The following is a 15,876-nucleotide window of genomic DNA, read 5'->3' as shown; positions in this document are numbered from 1 at the left end:
CACGGCCGCGCCCCGTACCGGCCGCCGAGCGGGGACACGATCAGGCTAGAGCGCCCGCCACGCTGAGACAATGGTCGATGTACGGATGGTCAGGAGACCTCGCGGTTGAACAGGTGCGACGACCAGAACAGACTGGCGGCGGCCAGCCCGGACATGATCAGCGCGCCCTGCCACACCACGGTCTGGGTGATCTGGCCGGCGAACAGCGCGCGCATGCCGTCGGTGGCCCAGGCGAACGGGTTCCACACCGCGACCCGCTGGATCCACATCGGCGCCAGCACGAGCGGGATGAGCACGCCGGCGAGCAGCGACACCGGCTGCCCGACGGTGTTCACCAGCACGCCGAGGCTGTTCTCGTTGCGCACCAGCAACGCGATGTCGTACGAGATCGAGGTGCTGAGCAGCACCATCACCGACAGCAGCGCGTACGACACCAGCAGGTTCGCCAGGTGCACCCGCAGGCCGAACGGCAGCGCCACGAGCGTGACCACGACGGCCTGCACCACGTTGAGGCACACGTGCATGAGCGCCCGGCCCAGCAGCAGGCCGGTCCGGCTCACCGGCGTCACCCGGCACCTGTCGATGATGCCCGCGCGCAGCGCGCTGAGCAGCCCGTAACCAGCGAACAGGCCACCGAACAGGCCCATCGCCACGAACAGGCCGGGCACGTAGATCCGGTACGCGTCGGCGTAGGACGCGGCGCCCCGGTCGACCATCACCACCTTGAGGAACGGCGCGAAGAGGATCAGGTAGGTGATCGGCTGGGCCAGGCTGAACGCGACCATCACCGGGTTGCGCACCATCAGGCCGGCCTCCTGCTGGAAGATCAGCCAGGTGTCGCGGACGAGTTTCACGCCGTACTCCTCTCGGCGTCCGGTCACTCGGCGAGCGACCGGCCGGTCTTGGCCAGGAACACGTCGTCGAGGCTGGGCCGGCGGGCCTCGATCGCGCCGGGCTCGATGCCCCTGTCGTAGAGCGCCCGCATGATCTGCGGGATGGCGGTGGCGGCGCTGTCCACGTAGAGCCGCAGCGTGCCGTCGACCGGCTCGGCCGCGTGCACGTACGGCGCCTCGGCCAGCAGCTTCGTCGCTGCCGGCAGGTCGCCGCCGGTCTCGCCCGCGACGTCGGCGGCGGCGAAGTCGATCGCGACCACGTCACCGGAGATCTCCCGTTTGAGCGCCGACGGGGTGCCCTCGGCCACGATCCGCCCGGCGTCGATGATCGAGACCCGGTCGCAGAGGCTGTCGGCCTCGTCCAGGTAGTGCGTGGTGAGGAAGATGGTCATGCCCTCCTCGCGCAGCCGCCGTACCTCCTGCCACATCCGGACCCGGCTGGGCGGGTCGAGCCCGGCGGTGGGCTCGTCCAGGAACATGACCTGCGGCGAGTGGATGACACCCAGTGCCACGTCGAGACGGCGGCGCTGTCCGCCCGAGTACGTCTTGATCTTGCGGTCGGCGAAGTCGTCGAGCTGGAACGCGCGGATCGCCCCGGCTGCCAGTTCCTGCGCCACCGACTTGGACAGACCGTGCATCCGGGCCTGGAGCACCAGGTCCCGCCGGGCGGTGGAGTCGTCGTAGGTGCCGCTGGCCTGCGCCACGAAGCCGATCCGCCGCCGGACCTGTGCGGGCGCGCGCAGCAGATCGACACCGGCGATGGTGGCCGCTCCCCCGCTGGGCCGGATCAGCGTCGCGAGCATCCGCAGCGTGGTGGACTTACCGGCGCCGTTCGGGCCGAGGAACCCGACGATCTCGCCTCGGCGTACCGCGAAGTCGACGCCGCGTACCGCGTCGACTGTGGTGGCGCCGCGCCCGCGCCCGACCCGGAAGGACTTGCGTAGGCCGGTGGCCTCGATCATCGAGCCTCCTCGTGCGGCACGACGCCTGCGCGGGTGCGTCAGGTCAGGCTAGTTCGGCCCCGACTGTTGGACAACGGTCGATGCGTCAGGCGTCGGGAGCCGTCCGTGCCAACGCGGCGAGGTGCGTCGCCGCCGCGCGGGCGCCGCCGGCCGCCGCGAACGACTCCCCCACCCGGCGCGCGCCCGCCCGGTACGCGGGCTCGTCGAGCACCGCGATCAGGGCGGCGGTCAGCTCCGCCGGGGTCGCCGATCCGAAGGAGACCTCCAGGCCGGCGCCGGCCCGGCGCACCTGACGCGCCACCGCCGGGTGGTCGTGCCGGATCGGCGCGACCACCACCGGCACGCCGTGTGCCAGCGCCTCGGAGACGGTGCCCAGGCCACCGTGGGACACCAGCGCGTCCAGCCGGGGCATCAGCTCCAGCACCGGCACCCGGGGCGCGACCAGCACGTGCGGCGGCGGGTCGGGCACCAGGCAGGGGGCGGCGGTGAGGATCACCTGGACCCGGTCGGCGAGCGGCGCGGTCGCCGCCGTCATCCGCCGGTAGAAGTCGGCTGCGAGGTGCTCGGCCATCGTCCCGACCGTGACCAGCACGTGCCGGCGGCCGGGATCCCACGCGTCCCAGGCGAACACGGGCGCGTTCGGCCGCCGTCCCAGCGCCGGCCCGGTGAGCACGCAGCCCGGCGGCAGCGGCGCCGGGCCGGTCAGCGCCGTGGTGGTCAGCCCGATCACGAGGTACGGCGAGAAGCGCAGGTCGATCGTCTCGTCCACCGGTACGTCGGTCATCGCCCACACCCGGCGGACCTGGGCGCGTACCCAGTCAGTGAACTCGGGCATCTCCCCGGTCGGCGGCGTCAGCTCCAGCATGCCGACGCAGAACGTCGCCCACGGCAGCCCGCGCCGGTGCGCGGCGAGCGCGCCGGCCAGCGCGTACTGGTCGGCCACCACCACGTCCGGCCGGTACCGCTCGACCGCCGAGTCGGCGGCGTCGCGGATGAACCGGTTGGCGGGCAGCACGTGCCCCTCCCAGAGGCTGCGCACGGAGTCCGGCCCGGACGCGCCGTCGGGGCGGTAGTAGCGCTTGCCGGTCGGGAACAGTGTGGCGTCCGGGCCGACCAGCGGACGCAGGTCGCTGCGCGGCCCGACCCAGGCCACCTCGTGCCCGGCCGCCTCCAGTTGCTGGGCGATGGCGACCGGGGCGTGCAGATGGGACTCCACCGGCAGCACGACGAAGAGGAAACGAGCCACGTCGATATGATCGCACGCGCGTTGACATCCATCGGCGTCACTGATCTGATCCGTGGCGTGACGGTACGCGTATGACGGCGATCGACGCCGTCTCGGTGTTCCTGCCGCAGCGCCGGGTGCCGGTCGAGAGCCTGGCCGCGCCGCTGGGCCTGACCGACATGCAGGTCCGCCTGTTCCGCCGCTTCCACGGCCTGACCGAGGTCCGTCGCGACCCCGGGCTGTCCCTGACCGACCTGCTGCTGCACGCGGCGGCCGGCCTGACCGCGCTTCCCGCGCTACGGCAGCGCGTGCGGTTCGTGGTGTACGGGCGGGCGTTCCCGGTGGTCACCCCCTATCCGGTCAACCCGCTGCACGAGGTGTGCCGCACGCTCGGGCTGGGCCACGCACTCGCGTTCACGCTCACCCAGCAGTCCTGCGCCAGCGCGCTGGCCGCGATCGACGTGGCCGGGCGGCTGCTCGCGTCCGAACCGGACACGCCCGACGGCCCGCCGCTCGCGCTGGTGCTCACCGGTGAGAAGGCGTTCACCCGCGACGCCCAGTTCATCCCCGAGACGTCGGTGTTCAGCGAGGGCTCCTCGGCCTGCCTGCTCAGCGCCGGAGGCGGCCGGGACCGGCTCCTCGCGTACGCCTGCCACCAGCGGGGCGAGTTCGACGTGGCCGGCGGCGAGTCCCCGGCACGGTTCCAGCGGGCGTACCGGCCGGCGCTGGCCGAGGTGATCGGCCGCGCGCTGGACCGGGCCGGGACGGCGCTGTCCGAGCTGCGGCTGGTGCTACCGCACAACGTCAACCTGATGACCTGGAAGCGGCTGTGCCGGCTGATCGGGCTGCCGCTGGACCGGGTGCTGCTGGACAACGTGACCGAGACCGGGCACGTGTTCTGCGCCGACGCGTTCGTGAACTACCGCACCGCCCGGGAGCGCGACCTGCTCCGGCCGGGTGACCGCTACCTGGTCGCGGCGGTGGGCGCCGGGGACGGCGCGACGTTCGCCGCCATGGTGTTCGAGCACTGACCGGCGTGCGGGAGGCCACCTTGGACGACGGGCTGCGCCTGCTGCGGGCCGCGCGGCGCACGGTCACCGGCCCCGCCGCGCTGCTCGCCGATCCCGTGCTGCGCGAGCGCAGCGCCGGCTACCTGGCGGACCTGACCCGGCCGTACGGACTGCGCGTGCCGAACGGTCTGTTCGACGCGCCGTCGGGGGCGCTGGGTCAGTCGTACGGGGAGATGGCCGCCGAGCTGATCCCGGCGCTCGTGCCTCCGGACGAGCCGGTGGACCTGCTGGTGCTGGCGTTCGCCGTGCACGACGTGCTGCCCGGGCGGGCCACCGCGGCGTACCTCAGTCACGTGTGCCCGGGCACGCCGATGTCGTTCGCGCTCTGCGACCAGGGTTCGGCGGCGGCTTTCACCGGGCTGCGGATCGCCCGCGAGTACGGGTGCCGCCGTGCCCTACTGCTCACCGTCGAGCAGGCGGTCCTGCCGTACGACACGGCGGTGCCCGTACCGGCCCGCCACCGGGCCGTGGCCATGCTCTACGGCACCGCCGACGACGACACCGCCCGGACCGGCGGGACGCGGGTCACAGGGCTGCGCCAGCACGCCGACGTCGGCCCCGGCGACGTCGCGGCGCTCGCGGCGGCCGAGGTGCGCGAGCTGACGGCCGGGCGTACCGATGTCGCGGTCGTGCTCGGCGCCGACCTCGCGGCCGTGTGGCCCGGCCCCGGCGGCGGCGCGGTGACGACCGGTCCACCGAGGCAGCCGTCCACCGGGGTCTGGTGGGCGCTGCTGGACCGTCTCGCCGGGGACGCGGCGCGGCCCCGGCCGGTGGTGGTGGCCGACTACGAGCCCGGCCTGGGCTACCTGAGCGTGGCCGCGCTGGCGCCGGCGGGCCGGTCAGAGCCCGTCGGCGAGCGCGGCTCGGACGAACGCGCACAGCCGCTCGTTCGCCTCCGGGGCGCCGACGGTGATCCGGACCCCGGCGCCTGGTAGCGCCATCACCAGGATGCCCGCCTCCCGGGCCCGCTCGGCGAACGGCACGGCCCGCTCCCCCAGCGGCAGCCACACGAAGTTGGCCTCGCTGGGCGCCACGGTGAGCCCGAGGCCGCGCAGCGCGCCGATCAGACCGGTACGCGCCGCCACCAGCTCGGTGCACCGCCGGGTCAGTTCGGCACCCACCTCCGGCGTCAGGCTCGCCACCGCCGCCGCCTGGGCGAGCGCGGAGGGGAAGAACACCGCCCCGGTGAGCGCGGCGGCCCGGGTGAGCCGGGGCGGCACCACTGCGTACCCGACGCGCAGCGCGGCGAGCCCGTACGCCTTGGAGAACGTGCGCAGCACGCAGACGTTGTCGTACGCGCGGTACAGGTCCATCCCGTCCGGCGAACGCGGGTCGGTGACGAACTCGCGGTACGCCTCGTCCACGATCACCGGCACGTCGGCCGGGATCCGTTCCAGGAACGCCTCGACGTCGTCGCGGCGCAGCGCCGTACCGGTCGGGTTGTTGGGGTTGCACAGCAGCACGCACCGGGTCCGGTCGGTGACCGCGTCCGCCATGGCCGGCAGGTCGTGGTCGTACCCGCGCATCGGGACCGGCACGGCGCGGGCGCCGGCGTTGCCGATGATCAGCGGGTAGCCCTCGAACGACAGGGCCGGGTGGACGACGTCCGGGCGCGGCCCGAGGGACTGCACGAGGTGCTGGCACAGTCCGGCCGAGCCGGGGCCGACGAGGATCGCCTCGGGGCCCACGCCGAGCCGCGCCGACAGCGCCGCGACGAGCGCCGACGACGTGCGGTCCGGATAGCGCTGGAGCGTCGCGGCGGCGCCCTCGACCACCCGCCGGATCCCCGGCAGCGGCGGGTAGGGCGTCTCGTTCATGGACAGGTCGGCCGGGGATTGCGTCCCGACGGCGGTGGCAGGCGTCATCATCGCTCACTTTCCGACGGGACCGGTGGGGACGGGGTGTGCGCGTGCCGGTCGGCCAGCAGCCCCAGTTGGTAGAGCCGGTCGACGGCTGACAGCGGCCGCACGTCGGTGCCGGAGAGGTTGCCGGCGGTGAGCCCGAGCAGCCGGGGGTTGGCGGCGGTACGGCGCATCATCCGCGCGCCGAGCAGCTTCGGCAGCCCGGACACGGCGGTGATCATGCGGGAGGCGTTGTGGCTGACGGTGGCGACGTGGTCGAGCCGGGGCCGCCGGGCCGCCTCGAAGGCCCGCAGCGCCCGGTCCACGGCGGCCGGTTCCGGCGCGCCGCCCTCGGCGGCCAGGCAGGCGGCGAGCGTCTCGGCGTCACCGAGGGAGCTGTTGACGCCCTGCGCGGCCATCGGGTGCACCGCGTGGGCGGCCTCACCGGCGAGCGCGAGCCCCGGTGCGGCCAGGCGCGCGCTGCGCAGCCGGTAGACCGCGAGCAACTGGCGCCGGTGCAGGCTCGCGCGCACGGCCGGTTCCAGCGGGCTGATCGCCGGCACGTCGGCGAGCAGCCGTCCGCACCACGCGTCCAGGTCCACGCGGCCCCGGAACTCGTCCGGTGTGACCTGCACATAGAGGCGGCACCGCCCGCCCGGCAGCGGGTAGACCAGGCAGAGTCCCCGGGCGGTGCGGTAGGCGGACACCTCGTCGGCCACCTCGGCGCCGTCCACGTCGAAGGCGACCAGGCCGTGCGGGTACTCCCGGCGCTCCACGCCGATCCCCGCCGCGCGGCGCAGCGGCGAGGACATGCCGTCGGCCGCGACCACCAGCGACGCCGCGATGTCCCGCTCGGCGCCGTCCGCGACGACCCGGACGGCGCCGATCCGCCCGTCGTGATCGCGCCGGACGCCTGTCACCCGCACGCCCCACCGGACCTCCACGCCGGTCGGCAGCCGGTCGGTCAGCACCGCGCGCAGGTCGCCGTAGTCGGCGCAGAGGATCTGCCGGTACGCCCCGGGCAGGCCCGCGTAGTCCAGGCAGAGCAGCGGCTCGCCGTGCGCGTCGCGGATGGCCAGCCGCCCGACCGGGCGCGCCCCGGTGGCCCGCAGGGCGTCCAGCGCGCCCCAGGAGTCGAGGATGCGGACCGTCTCGGGCTGGAGGATCTCGCCCTTGGCGATCGACGCGGGAGCGCGCTGCCGGTCGAGCACGAGCACCCGCAGGCCGAGCGCGCCGAGCGCGTGCGCGCAGGCCAGCCCGCCCGCGCCGGCGCCGGCCACCACCACGTCGGCGGTCATCGGGCCACCGCGCCCGGTGCGGCGCCGGACCGCGTGGCGGCGGCCCGGCGGTACTCGCCGAGCGTCCGCAGCGCGAGCGCCTGGGTGATCACCGCGTTCGGGTACCGCATGTGGTGGCGGATGTAGTTGCACACCCGGGCGGCGGGCCAGGCGCCGTCCGGTCCGGCGGCGGCCACCAGCCAGGCGACGCCCCGGTCCACCGCGGCGGCGGCGTCCGGATCGCCGGTCGCGAGCAGGCCCTGCACCGCCCAGGACGTCTCCTCCACAGTGCCGCCGGTGCCGTCGCCCGGGCCCCACGAGCCGTCGGGCAGCTGGGTGTCGCGCAGCCACCGGGCCGCGCGGCGCACCACCTCGTGCCGGGCGTGCCCGACCCGGGACAGCGCGGCGACCACCACCGCGGTGCCGGAGGTGTGGTCGCGGTACCAGAGGTTCTCGAACGTGCCGTCGGGCGCGGCCCGGGTGAGCAGCCAGGCCGCCGCGCGGGCGATCGCCGGATGGTCGTCCGAATGCCCGGCGTCGTGCAGCGCGAGGATCGCCTGACTGGTGATGGCCGGGCAGGGTCCGTCGTTGGGGAGCCGGGTGTCGCGGACCCACAGGCTCCACGAGCCGCGGCTGTCCTGGCGGCCGACGAGCCACGCCAGTCCCTGGCGCAGCACCGGGTCGGTGCCGGCGCCGGGGAGTCCGGCGAGCGCGGAGAGGATCTCGGCCGACTCCAGCGTGACCGGCCAGCCCCGGGCGTTCGAGTAGCTCCACCCGCCCGGCGGCACGTCCAGCACCTCGAACGCCTCCGTCTTGCGGGCGGCGTGGAGGAACTCCCGGGTGGCGTGCAGCCGGGGATCGTCGGCGTAGCCGGCCGCGATCAGCCCGGTCGCCGCGTACCCGGACCGGGTGAGGTCCAGGTTGCTGACCGCGTCCCAGGATCCGTCGGGGCGTACCGCCCGGCGCAGCCAGCCGACGACGGCGCGGGCGATGTCGGGCGCCTCGCCGCTGCGGGCCAGACCGAGCAGGACGAGCGCGGCCGGCCACGGGTCCTCGCTGAGCGCTCCGGTGCGGCCCTCGTGGTCGTGGATGGACCGCAGCAGCCGTACCGCCGCCGGACGGGCGCGGCGCAGCGTGGCCCGGCGCAGCCGGCCCGCGGGCAGCATGTCGGCCTGCATCAGGGCCAGCCCGACGAACGGCGCGGTACGGAACGACAGGCGCTGCCGGCGTACCCGGTCGAACAGGACGATCTCCAGCGGCAGCCGGCGCAGCGGGCCGGCCTCGGCTGTCATCCCGGCCATGGTGAGCAGTTGCCGGCACAGCAGCGAGATCGCCGGATCGGTGATGGTGTCGACGCCGCCGAGCGCGGCCAGCCGGGCGCGGCCCGCCGCAATCGCGTCGGCGCTGTCAGCCGGTGCGCTCAGCGCCAGCGCGGCGACCGCCACGGCGGTGGGTACGACGGCGGTGCCGGCGCCCACGACGCCACCCCAGCCGCCGTCGTCGTGCTGCGCGCGGCGCAGCCAGGCGGTTCCGGCGTCGACCAGGTCGGCGCAGCCGGACGGGTCGGCGGCGTGCAGCGCGGCGACAGCGCCAGCGGTGCCGAGCACCGAGGCGGGTGGGTCGTCGCTGAAGGCGCCGTCGGGGCGGCGGCGACGGAACAGCGCCTCGGCACCAGCGGTGAGGGCCTTCCCGACGGCCTCGGCGGTCACAGCGGTCACGGCGCGTCCTCCAGAGGCAGTCGACTGTGGGTGGCGAGGGTCAGGCCCGCGACCGGCGGGCCGAGTTCGTGCCGGACGCGCATGCCGCGCTGCGCCAGCCAGGTCAGCAGCACCATCGGCAGCGCGAGCGCGAGCTGCACGGCGACGCCGAGGCCGAGCCCGACCGCCGCCGAGGCCAGCACGACCCGCTCGACGACCAGGACCGAGTGGGCGCGCAGCGCCACCAGGACGGGCATCCCGTCGCGGCGCGCCACCAGCGGAGCCAGCGCGGCGACGCCGGTGACCAGGACGACGAGCACAGTGGCGAGGTACGCCATCCGTGTGCCCGGCTCGGCCAGCAGCCCGGCGGTCACGGCGGCGCCGATCGTGACGGCGTAGAGCGCCACCACGGTCCGTACGGCCGCCGGCACGCCCCGCCCCACCGGCAGCGTGCGGTAGCCGCCGGCACGGTCGCCGTCGATGTCGCGCAGCGCGCCGACCAGGTTGGACATGGCGTCGTGCGACCAGAACGCGACGGCGAGCGCGAGCAGCACCGGCACCGCCCAGTCCCGGTCCGGCGCGAGGCCGGCGGCGAGCGCGCCGTAGCCGAGCGCGACCGCGCCGAGCGCGCCGCGGACCAGGTTGCCGGCGATCCCCCGGGCCTTGAACCACCTGCTGTACGCGACGATGCCGCACGCGGCCAGCAGCGCCGCCACTGTGGTGCCCCATCCACCGAGTACGGCCAGGACCCCGAGTGCGGCGAAGCAGGCGCTGCCGCACCACAGTGCCGTGCCCGCGCGCAGCCGGCTGGACGGGATCGGCCGGTGCGGCTTGCTGCCGGCGTCGAGGTCCCGGTCGAAGTAGTCGCCGAGATAGTGGCCGCCCAGCCAGCCGGCGGTGGGCGCGGCCCAGGCCGACAGCAGCAGCCACGGATCGTGGCCACCGGCCACTGCGGCGCCGGCCAGGCCGACGAGCCCGACGTACCAGAGGGTGTAGGGCCGCCAGGTCTCCACGTGGGCCCGCAGTGCTCGCACGGCGCCGGCCGTGCTCACGCCATCTCGCTCGTCATCCAGGCCGCGATGCCGGTGAGCACGTCCGCGCTCGCGGACGGGGTGAGCGCTGCCAGCTCGGCGCGGGCCCGCTCGGCGTGCTCCACCATCAGCCGCCGGGCGCCGTCGACAGCGCCCACCTCGCGGAGCAGGGCGGTGACCCACTCGACGTCGCCGGGACCGGCGCCACGGCGGTGCAGCACCGCCAGCAGTTCCACCCGTGCCGCGTCGCTGATCGCGTCGTACGCCAGCAGCAACGGCAGCGTGGGGCGGCCGTTGTTGAGGTCGCTCGTCGCGGGCTTGCCGGTCTGCTCCGGGGTGGACAGGTAGGACAGCAGGTCGTCGCGGATCTGGAACGCGGTGCCGACGTGCTCGCCGTAGCGGGCCAGCGCGGAGGCCACCAGCGGGTCGGCGCCGCCGAGCAACGCGCCGATGTGGCACACGGCGCGGAACAGCGAGCCGGTCTTGAGCCGGATCATCTCCGGGTACCAGCGGGCGCCCGCGTCCAGGTCGCCGACGAGCCGCGCCTCCAGCGCCTGGCCCCGGCACAGGTCCTGGCCCGCCTCGGCGAGCGCGGTGACGGCGGAGACGACCGACGCCGCGGGGACGGCCCGGCCGCTCTCCACCATCGCCTGGAAGGCGTGGAAGATGAGGTGGTCCCCGGCCACGATGGCGCCGGGGATGCCGTACGCGACCGGGACCGCCGGGCGGCCACGGCGCAGCGTGTCGGCGTCGATGATGTCGTCGTGCACGAGCGTCGCGACGTGCAGGTATTCGGTGCCGAGCGCGGCGGCGAGGACGTCCCGTGGTGATCCGCCCACCGCCTCGGCGGCGTGCAGCGTCATCATCGGGCGGAGCATCTTGCCCGCCGGCAGCAGCGCGTAGCGCACGATCGCGTCGAGCTGGTCGGGCGTCTCCGGCCACCGCCGGCCGAGTTCGGCGCGCAGCAGCCGCCCCGATTCGCTGCGGGCCAGGTCGTCGATGAAGGGCGGATATCGCGTGGAGCCAGCAACCGTCATGACGCGTCGACCCTTTCGCCAGGGATCGGCTAGTCGCCACGCGAGACGTTACCGGTAGGTCCTCCCCGGAACAACCATTGATAAACGCGCATGGACATGGGTGGCCGCAAATGTCGCGACAGCATTCTTCAGCACATTGACCGATGCGCAGAGAAATCCGCCGTTTGACCCACGGCCGCCATCTCGATGCATATACGTCAATGTTCGGGCGCACGGGACGGCACCGGACAGGTTCGGCTCCCCCGGGCCCGCTCAGGCGCCGGCGGCGAACTCCATGAGCGTCAGCCCGTCGGTGCCGTGGTAGGTGCGCCGGGGCGCCAGGCCCGCGGCGGCGGCGAGCGCGGCGAACTCGGGCAACCCGCGCTCCCGGCCGCCGACGAGGACCAGCATCCGCAGGTCGTACGGGGACAGGTGCGGCACGTGCGGCACCGTCGGCAGCACCTCGATGACGAGCACCCTGCCGGTGGTCCCGGCCGCCTCGGCGCAGCGCCGCAGGATCGCGGTGGCGTGGGCGTCGCTCCAGTCGGTGAGCGCGCGGGAGACCACGTACACGTCGGCGCCGGGCGGCAGCGGGGCGAAGAAGTCCCCCACCACGGTCTCGGCCCGGTCGGCGAGGCCGCATGCGGCGAACGTCGCGGCGGCGGTGGCCACCGGCTCGTCGCGGTCGACGAGCGTGCCCCGCAGGTGCGGATGGGCGCCCAGCACCTCCCGCAACAGCCCGCCCGCACCCCCGGCCACGTCGACCACGTGCTTCGCCTCGTGCCAGGGGTAGAGCGCCGCGACCTCCGGGGCGGTGAACCGCTGCTGGCTGAGCATCAGCGCGTCGAAGTAGGCCCGGTGGTCCGGGTGGGCGTCGAGGTCGGCCCAGAAGTCGCGCCCGTGCACCTCCCGGTAGCCGGGCCCGCCGGTGCGGATCGCGTGCGGCAGGCCGGTCCAGGCCAGGTCCATCCGCGCGCCGAGCCCGCCGAGGTCCAGGTAGGCGCCGTGGCCGCCGCCGTCGCGGTCGCAGAGCAGCTCGCCGACGTCGGTGAGGCCGAACACGTCCGGCGACACCTCGACGAACACGCCCCGGTGCACGAGGTAGCGCAGCAGGCGGCCCAGCGCGGCGGCGTCCGCGCCGCAGGCGTCGGCCAGCTCACCCAGACCGGTGACGCCCGCGGCGATCCGGTCCGGCACGCGCAGCGTCACCGCCGTGCGGACCGCGAACGGGGTGGCCAGGTCGGTGAGCCGGTCGAGCCGCTCCCCCGCGTCACCCTCGATCTGGGCATCGATCGACACCGGCGCCTCCTCCCGCGTCGCGGGCCGGCACCGCCGCCCCCGCCGGTGCGCATGCTTCCAGGCGTACGGCGGGTGAGTCAACGACGACGGCTGGTGAGGACATTCATGGACGTGGAACAATTCGCGGACCAGCCGAGGCGCGCAGACCGGAGGGATCATCGATGACCACATCCATCGCGGCCGAGGTCCGGCTCGTCTCCGGCGCGCTGGGCGCCGAGGTCCACGGCATCGACCTGAACACGCTCACCGACGAGGGTTTCGCGCTGATCCACGACCTGCTGCTCAAGCACCAGGTGGTCTTCCTCGCCGGTCAGACCGGGCTGACGCCGCAGGCGCACGTCGCGTTCGGCCGTCGCTTCGGCGAGGTGGAGCTGCACCCGTACCTGCCCCGGCTGGACGGGCACCCGGAGATCGTCGTCATCGACTCCGCCGACGGCGGCAAGGTCGACGTCTGGCACACCGACATGACGTTCCACCAGAGCCCGCCGATCGCCTCGGTCCTGCACCTGATCCAGTTGCCCGAGGTCGGCGGCGACACCATGTGGACCAACCAGTACCGGGTCTACGAGGCGCTCTCCGCGCCGATGCGGGACCTGCTCGACGGGCTGACCGCCATCCACGTCATCCGGATCGGCACCGAGTTCACCAGCCGCGCCGAACACCCGGTGGTCCGGGTGCACCCGGAGACCGGGCGCCGCTCGCTGTACGTCAACCGGCTGTTCACCTCGCACATCCCGCAGCTGACCCGCAACGAGAGCGACGCGCTGCTGGAGCACCTGTTCACCTTCTCCGAGAGTCCCCAGTTCACCTGCCGCTACCGGTGGCGGACCGGGGACGTCGCGGTGTGGGACAACCGGGTCACCCAGCACTACGCCGTGAACGACTACGACGGGCTGCGGCGCGGGCAGCGGATCACCGTGCTCGGCGACCACCCGACCGGGAACGAGCCCCGGTGGGAGCACTACGTCCCGGCACCCGGCGAACGCTACTGGCCGGGCCGGGTCAACGCGGTGGAGAGCTACTGACCGCCGGTCACCAGGTGACCGGGAAGGAGGCGATGCCGCCGTTCATCCGGTCGTGCCGCCACGGGATCTCCGCCAGCGGCACGGCCGGAGACAGCGCCGGCATCCGGGTCAGCAGCGCCCCGAGCGACAGCTCCACCTGCATCCGGCCCAGCGCCGTGCCGAGGCAGAAGTGCGGCCCGAAGCCGAAGGTCAGATGCGGCACACCGGGCCGGCGGTCGATGTCGAAGACGTTCGGCTCGGGGAAGAACCGGGGGTCGCGGTTGCCGGCCCACGGGATCGCCATCACGCAGTCGCCGGCCCTCATCCCGACCCCGCCGAGGACCAGGTCCTCGCGGACCACCTGTACCCGGAACATGGCGCTCACCGACGTGTAGCGCAGGATCTCGTCGGTGGCCGCGGCGAGCTTGCCCGGCGCGGCCCGCAGCTTCGCCAGCTGCTCCGGGTGCTGGAACAACGCGCGCAGGCCCGCGCTCGTCGAATTGATCTCCAGCCCGCCGAGCAGCACCCCCATGGCCAGCTCGACCAGTTCGGCGTCGACCAGCTCGTGCGCGCCGCCGCCGCGGACCCAGGCCGAGAGCAGGTCGTCGCCGGGCTCGGCCCGCTTGCGCGCCAGCTGCCCGGCCAGGTAGTCACGCAGCTCGGCCTGCGCGGTCACGGCGGCGGCCGAGCCGTACGCGGTGACCGAGTTCAGCCCCTCGATCCAGGCGTAGAACCGGGGCCGGTCGGCGGCCGGGACGCCGAGCACGTCGCACACCACGAGCACCGGCAGCGGCGCCACCAGTCCGGCCACCACGTCGGCCGGGCGCGGACCGGCCAGCATGGCGTCGACCAGCTCGTCCACCAGCCGCTGCACCCGGGGCCGGAACGTCCCGATGCGCCGGGCGGTGAACGCGCGGCCGGCCACCCGCCGCACCACGGCGTGCGCCGGACCGTCCATGTTCAACTCACGGGGGCCGCCGCCGTCCGGTGTCGCCGTCGCGCCCAGCGGCAGCCGGGAGAAGCGGGGATCGGCCAGGACGGTGCAGCAGTCCTCGTAGCCGAGCACCAGCCAGGCCGCCCGCCCGTCGGGCAGCCGCACCCGGCTGACCGGCTCGGCGACGACCATCTCCAGCAGCTCGGCGGGAAGGTCTCCGGTGAACGGTTCGAACGGATAGGAACGCAGCCCGGAATTGACTGTCACCGGGCCACCGGGCAGCTGATCGCGGTCCACGTCCGACATCGGCTAAGAGTCCAGCATCGGTTAGTCCGGCGTCAATATCCGTCGCATGCGTCCGCGGCCTTCCGCGTACCGGTGCCGATCCCCTAGCATCGGTTCTCCAGGGCTGCCGTTTCGCCGCGCGGATTGGTGGGATTTGACTGCGCCGCTGCGAATTCTGATGTCGACGTGGGGCTGGCGGTCGCATTTCTACAGCCTGGTCCCGCTCGGCTGGGCGTTGCAGGCCGCCGGTCACGAGGTGCGGGTGGCGAGTCACCCGTCGCTGGCCGCCACGATCAGCGCGGCCGGGCTCGCCGCCGTACCGCTGGGCGCGGACGTCGACTTCGCCGAGGCGTTCGCCGGCCGGATCGGCACGGTGGCCCCGCTCGCCGGTTCCGCGCCGGCCGGCGCGGTCGTGCCGGCGATCACCGCCGACGGCGGGGTGGTCCGGTTCGCCGACGCCGTCCTCGACGACCTGGTCTCCTTCGGCCGGTCCTGGCGGCCGGACCTGGTCCTCTGGGAGCCGTTCAACCTGGCCGCGCCGGTGGCCGCCGCCGCGCTGGGCGTGCCGGGCGTGCTGAACCTGTGGGGGCCGGACTCCTCGACCACACTGCGCCTGGACCCGGATCAGGTGGTCGGGCCGCTGGCCGCCCGGTTCGGGTTGCGCGCCGCCGACGTGCCGCTGGACGGCGTCCTGACGCTCGATCCGGTGCCGCCGCCCATGCAGGTGCCGACGGCGCGCCCCGGCCGTCCGGTGCGGTTCGTGCCGTACAACGGTCCGGCCGTGGTGCCGGACTGGCTGCGCCGCCCGGCGGGCCGGCCCCGGGTGTGCGTCACGGCGGGCACCATGATGGCCGCCGCCGGGTTGCACGACCGGTTCGACCTGGGCGGGGTGATCCGGGCGGTGGCCGGGCTCGACGTGGAGGTCGTCGTGGTGGTCGAACCGCGTCAGCACGAGGGGCTGGGCCCGCTGCCGGCCCGGGTCCGCCTGGTCGACGGGCCGCTGGCCGTACGGCTGGTGCTGCCGACCTGCGCCGCGCTCGTGCAGCAGGGCGGGGCCGGCACCACCATGACCGCGCTCGCCTACGGCGTGCCGCAGCTCGTCCTGCCGCAGGTCAGTGACCAGCACTTCAACGCGGAACGGCTGGCCGCCACCGGCGCCGGCACCTCGCTGACGGGTGAGCAGGCCACCGCCGACGCGGTCCGGGAACTCGTCGGCGAACTGGTCGGTGACGGGCCCCGGCGACGGGCCGCGACGTCGATGCGTGACCGGGTCCACGCCATGCCCGCCCCCGCGGATCTGGTGCCGGCGCTTGCCGCCCTGGCCCGGGGCGGCCCGATCTGA

Annotated in this window: 14 protein-coding genes; 4 read left to right on the top strand and 10 right to left on the bottom strand. The window is 74.6% G+C overall.

From position 1 onward, the window contains the following. Window positions 1–89: 89 nt before the first annotated feature. The 3 genes from FHX31_RS11610 to FHX31_RS11600 all read right to left on the bottom strand — a co-directional run bounded on the left by FHX31_RS11610 (window position 90) and on the right by FHX31_RS11600 (window position 3,101). Window positions 90–854 (bottom strand): ABC transporter permease, encoded by a 765-nt coding sequence (locus tag FHX31_RS11610; RefSeq protein WP_013476421.1) that lies wholly within the window; start codon window positions 852–854, stop codon window positions 90–92. A 23-nt stretch (window positions 855–877) separates the two neighbouring features. After that, complete coding sequence (locus FHX31_RS11605; protein WP_013286857.1) at window positions 878–1,855, bottom strand: daunorubicin resistance protein DrrA family ABC transporter ATP-binding protein; 978 nt, start codon at window positions 1,853–1,855, stop codon at window positions 878–880. An 85-nt stretch (window positions 1,856–1,940) separates the two neighbouring features. After that, the gene (locus FHX31_RS11600) at window positions 1,941–3,101 is read right to left on the bottom strand and encodes a glycosyltransferase (RefSeq protein ID WP_184976094.1); all 1,161 of its coding nucleotides are present in this window, start codon (window positions 3,099–3,101) and stop codon (window positions 1,941–1,943) included. Window positions 3,102–3,172: 71 nt separating this feature from the next. Here FHX31_RS11600 and FHX31_RS11595 point away from each other — a divergent pair, with 71 nt between their 5' ends. Together FHX31_RS11595 and FHX31_RS11590 are read left to right on the top strand one after the other, a co-directional pair. After that, window positions 3,173–4,111, top strand: a complete 939-nt coding sequence (locus FHX31_RS11595) for a 3-oxoacyl-[acyl-carrier-protein] synthase III C-terminal domain-containing protein (RefSeq protein ID WP_047892608.1) — start codon at window positions 3,173–3,175, stop codon at window positions 4,109–4,111. Between the two features lie 5 nt (window positions 4,112–4,116). Next, window positions 4,117–5,085 carry a 2-hydroxy-acid oxidase gene (locus FHX31_RS11590; protein ID WP_402883848.1) on the top strand — a complete coding sequence of 323 codons (969 nt, stop codon included), beginning with the start codon at window positions 4,117–4,119 and terminating at the stop codon, window positions 5,083–5,085. Here the strand turns inward: FHX31_RS11590 and FHX31_RS11585 are convergent. From FHX31_RS11585 to FHX31_RS11560, 6 genes are all read right to left on the bottom strand, one after another. Further along, window positions 4,990–6,015, bottom strand: a complete 1,026-nt coding sequence (locus FHX31_RS11585; RefSeq protein ID WP_486481667.1) for an aminotransferase class I/II-fold pyridoxal phosphate-dependent enzyme — start codon at window positions 6,013–6,015, stop codon at window positions 4,990–4,992. The genes FHX31_RS11590 and FHX31_RS11585 overlap by 96 nt on opposite strands. After that, the gene (locus FHX31_RS11580; RefSeq protein WP_184976089.1) at window positions 6,015–7,289 is read right to left on the bottom strand and encodes an FAD-dependent oxidoreductase; all 1,275 of its coding nucleotides are present in this window, start codon (window positions 7,287–7,289) and stop codon (window positions 6,015–6,017) included. The genes FHX31_RS11585 and FHX31_RS11580 overlap by 1 nt, the downstream gene beginning before the upstream one ends. After that, complete coding sequence (locus FHX31_RS11575) at window positions 7,286–8,986, bottom strand: prenyltransferase/squalene oxidase repeat-containing protein (protein WP_184976086.1); 1,701 nt, start codon at window positions 8,984–8,986, stop codon at window positions 7,286–7,288. Before FHX31_RS11575 ends, FHX31_RS11580 begins: the two co-directional genes overlap by 4 nt. Then, a complete protein-coding gene (locus FHX31_RS11570) occupies window positions 8,983–10,017 on the bottom strand; it encodes a UbiA family prenyltransferase (protein WP_123109412.1) in 1,035 nt (344 codons plus the stop codon). The genes FHX31_RS11575 and FHX31_RS11570 overlap by 4 nt, the downstream gene beginning before the upstream one ends. Beyond that, window positions 10,014–11,033, bottom strand: coding sequence for a polyprenyl synthetase family protein (locus FHX31_RS11565; protein ID WP_184976083.1), 1,020 nt, complete (start codon window positions 11,031–11,033; stop codon window positions 10,014–10,016). Before FHX31_RS11565 ends, FHX31_RS11570 begins: the two co-directional genes overlap by 4 nt. A gap of 252 nt (window positions 11,034–11,285) precedes the next feature. Next, window positions 11,286–12,311: a methyltransferase gene (locus tag FHX31_RS11560; protein WP_013476414.1), complete on the bottom strand. Its 1,026-nt coding sequence runs from the start codon at window positions 12,309–12,311 to the stop codon at window positions 11,286–11,288. Window positions 12,312–12,472: 161 nt separating this feature from the next. On the opposite strand from FHX31_RS11560, the gene FHX31_RS11555 reads away from it, so the two are divergent. Further along, window positions 12,473–13,336, top strand: coding sequence for a TauD/TfdA dioxygenase family protein (locus FHX31_RS11555; RefSeq protein ID WP_013476413.1), 864 nt, complete (start codon window positions 12,473–12,475; stop codon window positions 13,334–13,336). Between the two features lie 7 nt (window positions 13,337–13,343). Here the strand turns inward: FHX31_RS11555 and FHX31_RS11550 are convergent, their stop codons facing one another. Continuing rightward, complete coding sequence (locus FHX31_RS11550) at window positions 13,344–14,555, bottom strand: cytochrome P450 (protein ID WP_013286868.1); 1,212 nt, start codon at window positions 14,553–14,555, stop codon at window positions 13,344–13,346. A 157-nt stretch (window positions 14,556–14,712) separates the two neighbouring features. On the opposite strand from FHX31_RS11550, the gene FHX31_RS11545 reads away from it, so the two are divergent. After that, window positions 14,713–15,876, top strand: coding sequence for a nucleotide disphospho-sugar-binding domain-containing protein (locus FHX31_RS11545; protein ID WP_013476412.1), 1,164 nt, complete (start codon window positions 14,713–14,715; stop codon window positions 15,874–15,876).

Source organism: Micromonospora sp. CNZ286 (assembly GCF_014207755.1).
The sequence above is the reverse complement of the archived record's forward strand: the minus strand, read 5'-3'. Positions and strand labels throughout refer to the sequence as shown.

What these genes read in the sequence shown, in the direction of transcription:
- FHX31_RS11605 (WP_013286857.1), bottom strand. Translation starts at nt 1,855, where the DNA reads ATGATCGAGGCCACCGGCCTACGCAAGTCCTTCCGGGTCGGGCGCGGG.
- FHX31_RS11595 (WP_047892608.1), top strand. Translation starts at nt 3,173, where the DNA reads ATGACGGCGATCGACGCCGTCTCGGTGTTCCTGCCGCAGCGCCGGGTG.
- FHX31_RS11585 (WP_486481667.1), bottom strand. Translation starts at nt 6,015, where the DNA reads ATGACGCCTGCCACCGCCGTCGGGACGCAATCCCCGGCCGACCTGTCC.
- FHX31_RS11580 (WP_184976089.1), bottom strand. Translation starts at nt 7,289, where the DNA reads ATGACCGCCGACGTGGTGGTGGCCGGCGCCGGCGCGGGCGGGCTGGCC.
- FHX31_RS11565 (WP_184976083.1), bottom strand. Translation starts at nt 11,033, where the DNA reads ATGACGGTTGCTGGCTCCACGCGATATCCGCCCTTCATCGACGACCTG.
- FHX31_RS11555 (WP_013476413.1), top strand. Translation starts at nt 12,473, where the DNA reads ATGACCACATCCATCGCGGCCGAGGTCCGGCTCGTCTCCGGCGCGCTG.
- FHX31_RS11550 (WP_013286868.1), bottom strand. Translation starts at nt 14,555, where the DNA reads ATGTCGGACGTGGACCGCGATCAGCTGCCCGGTGGCCCGGTGACAGTC.
- FHX31_RS11545 (WP_013476412.1), top strand. Translation starts at nt 14,713, where the DNA reads ATGTCGACGTGGGGCTGGCGGTCGCATTTCTACAGCCTGGTCCCGCTC.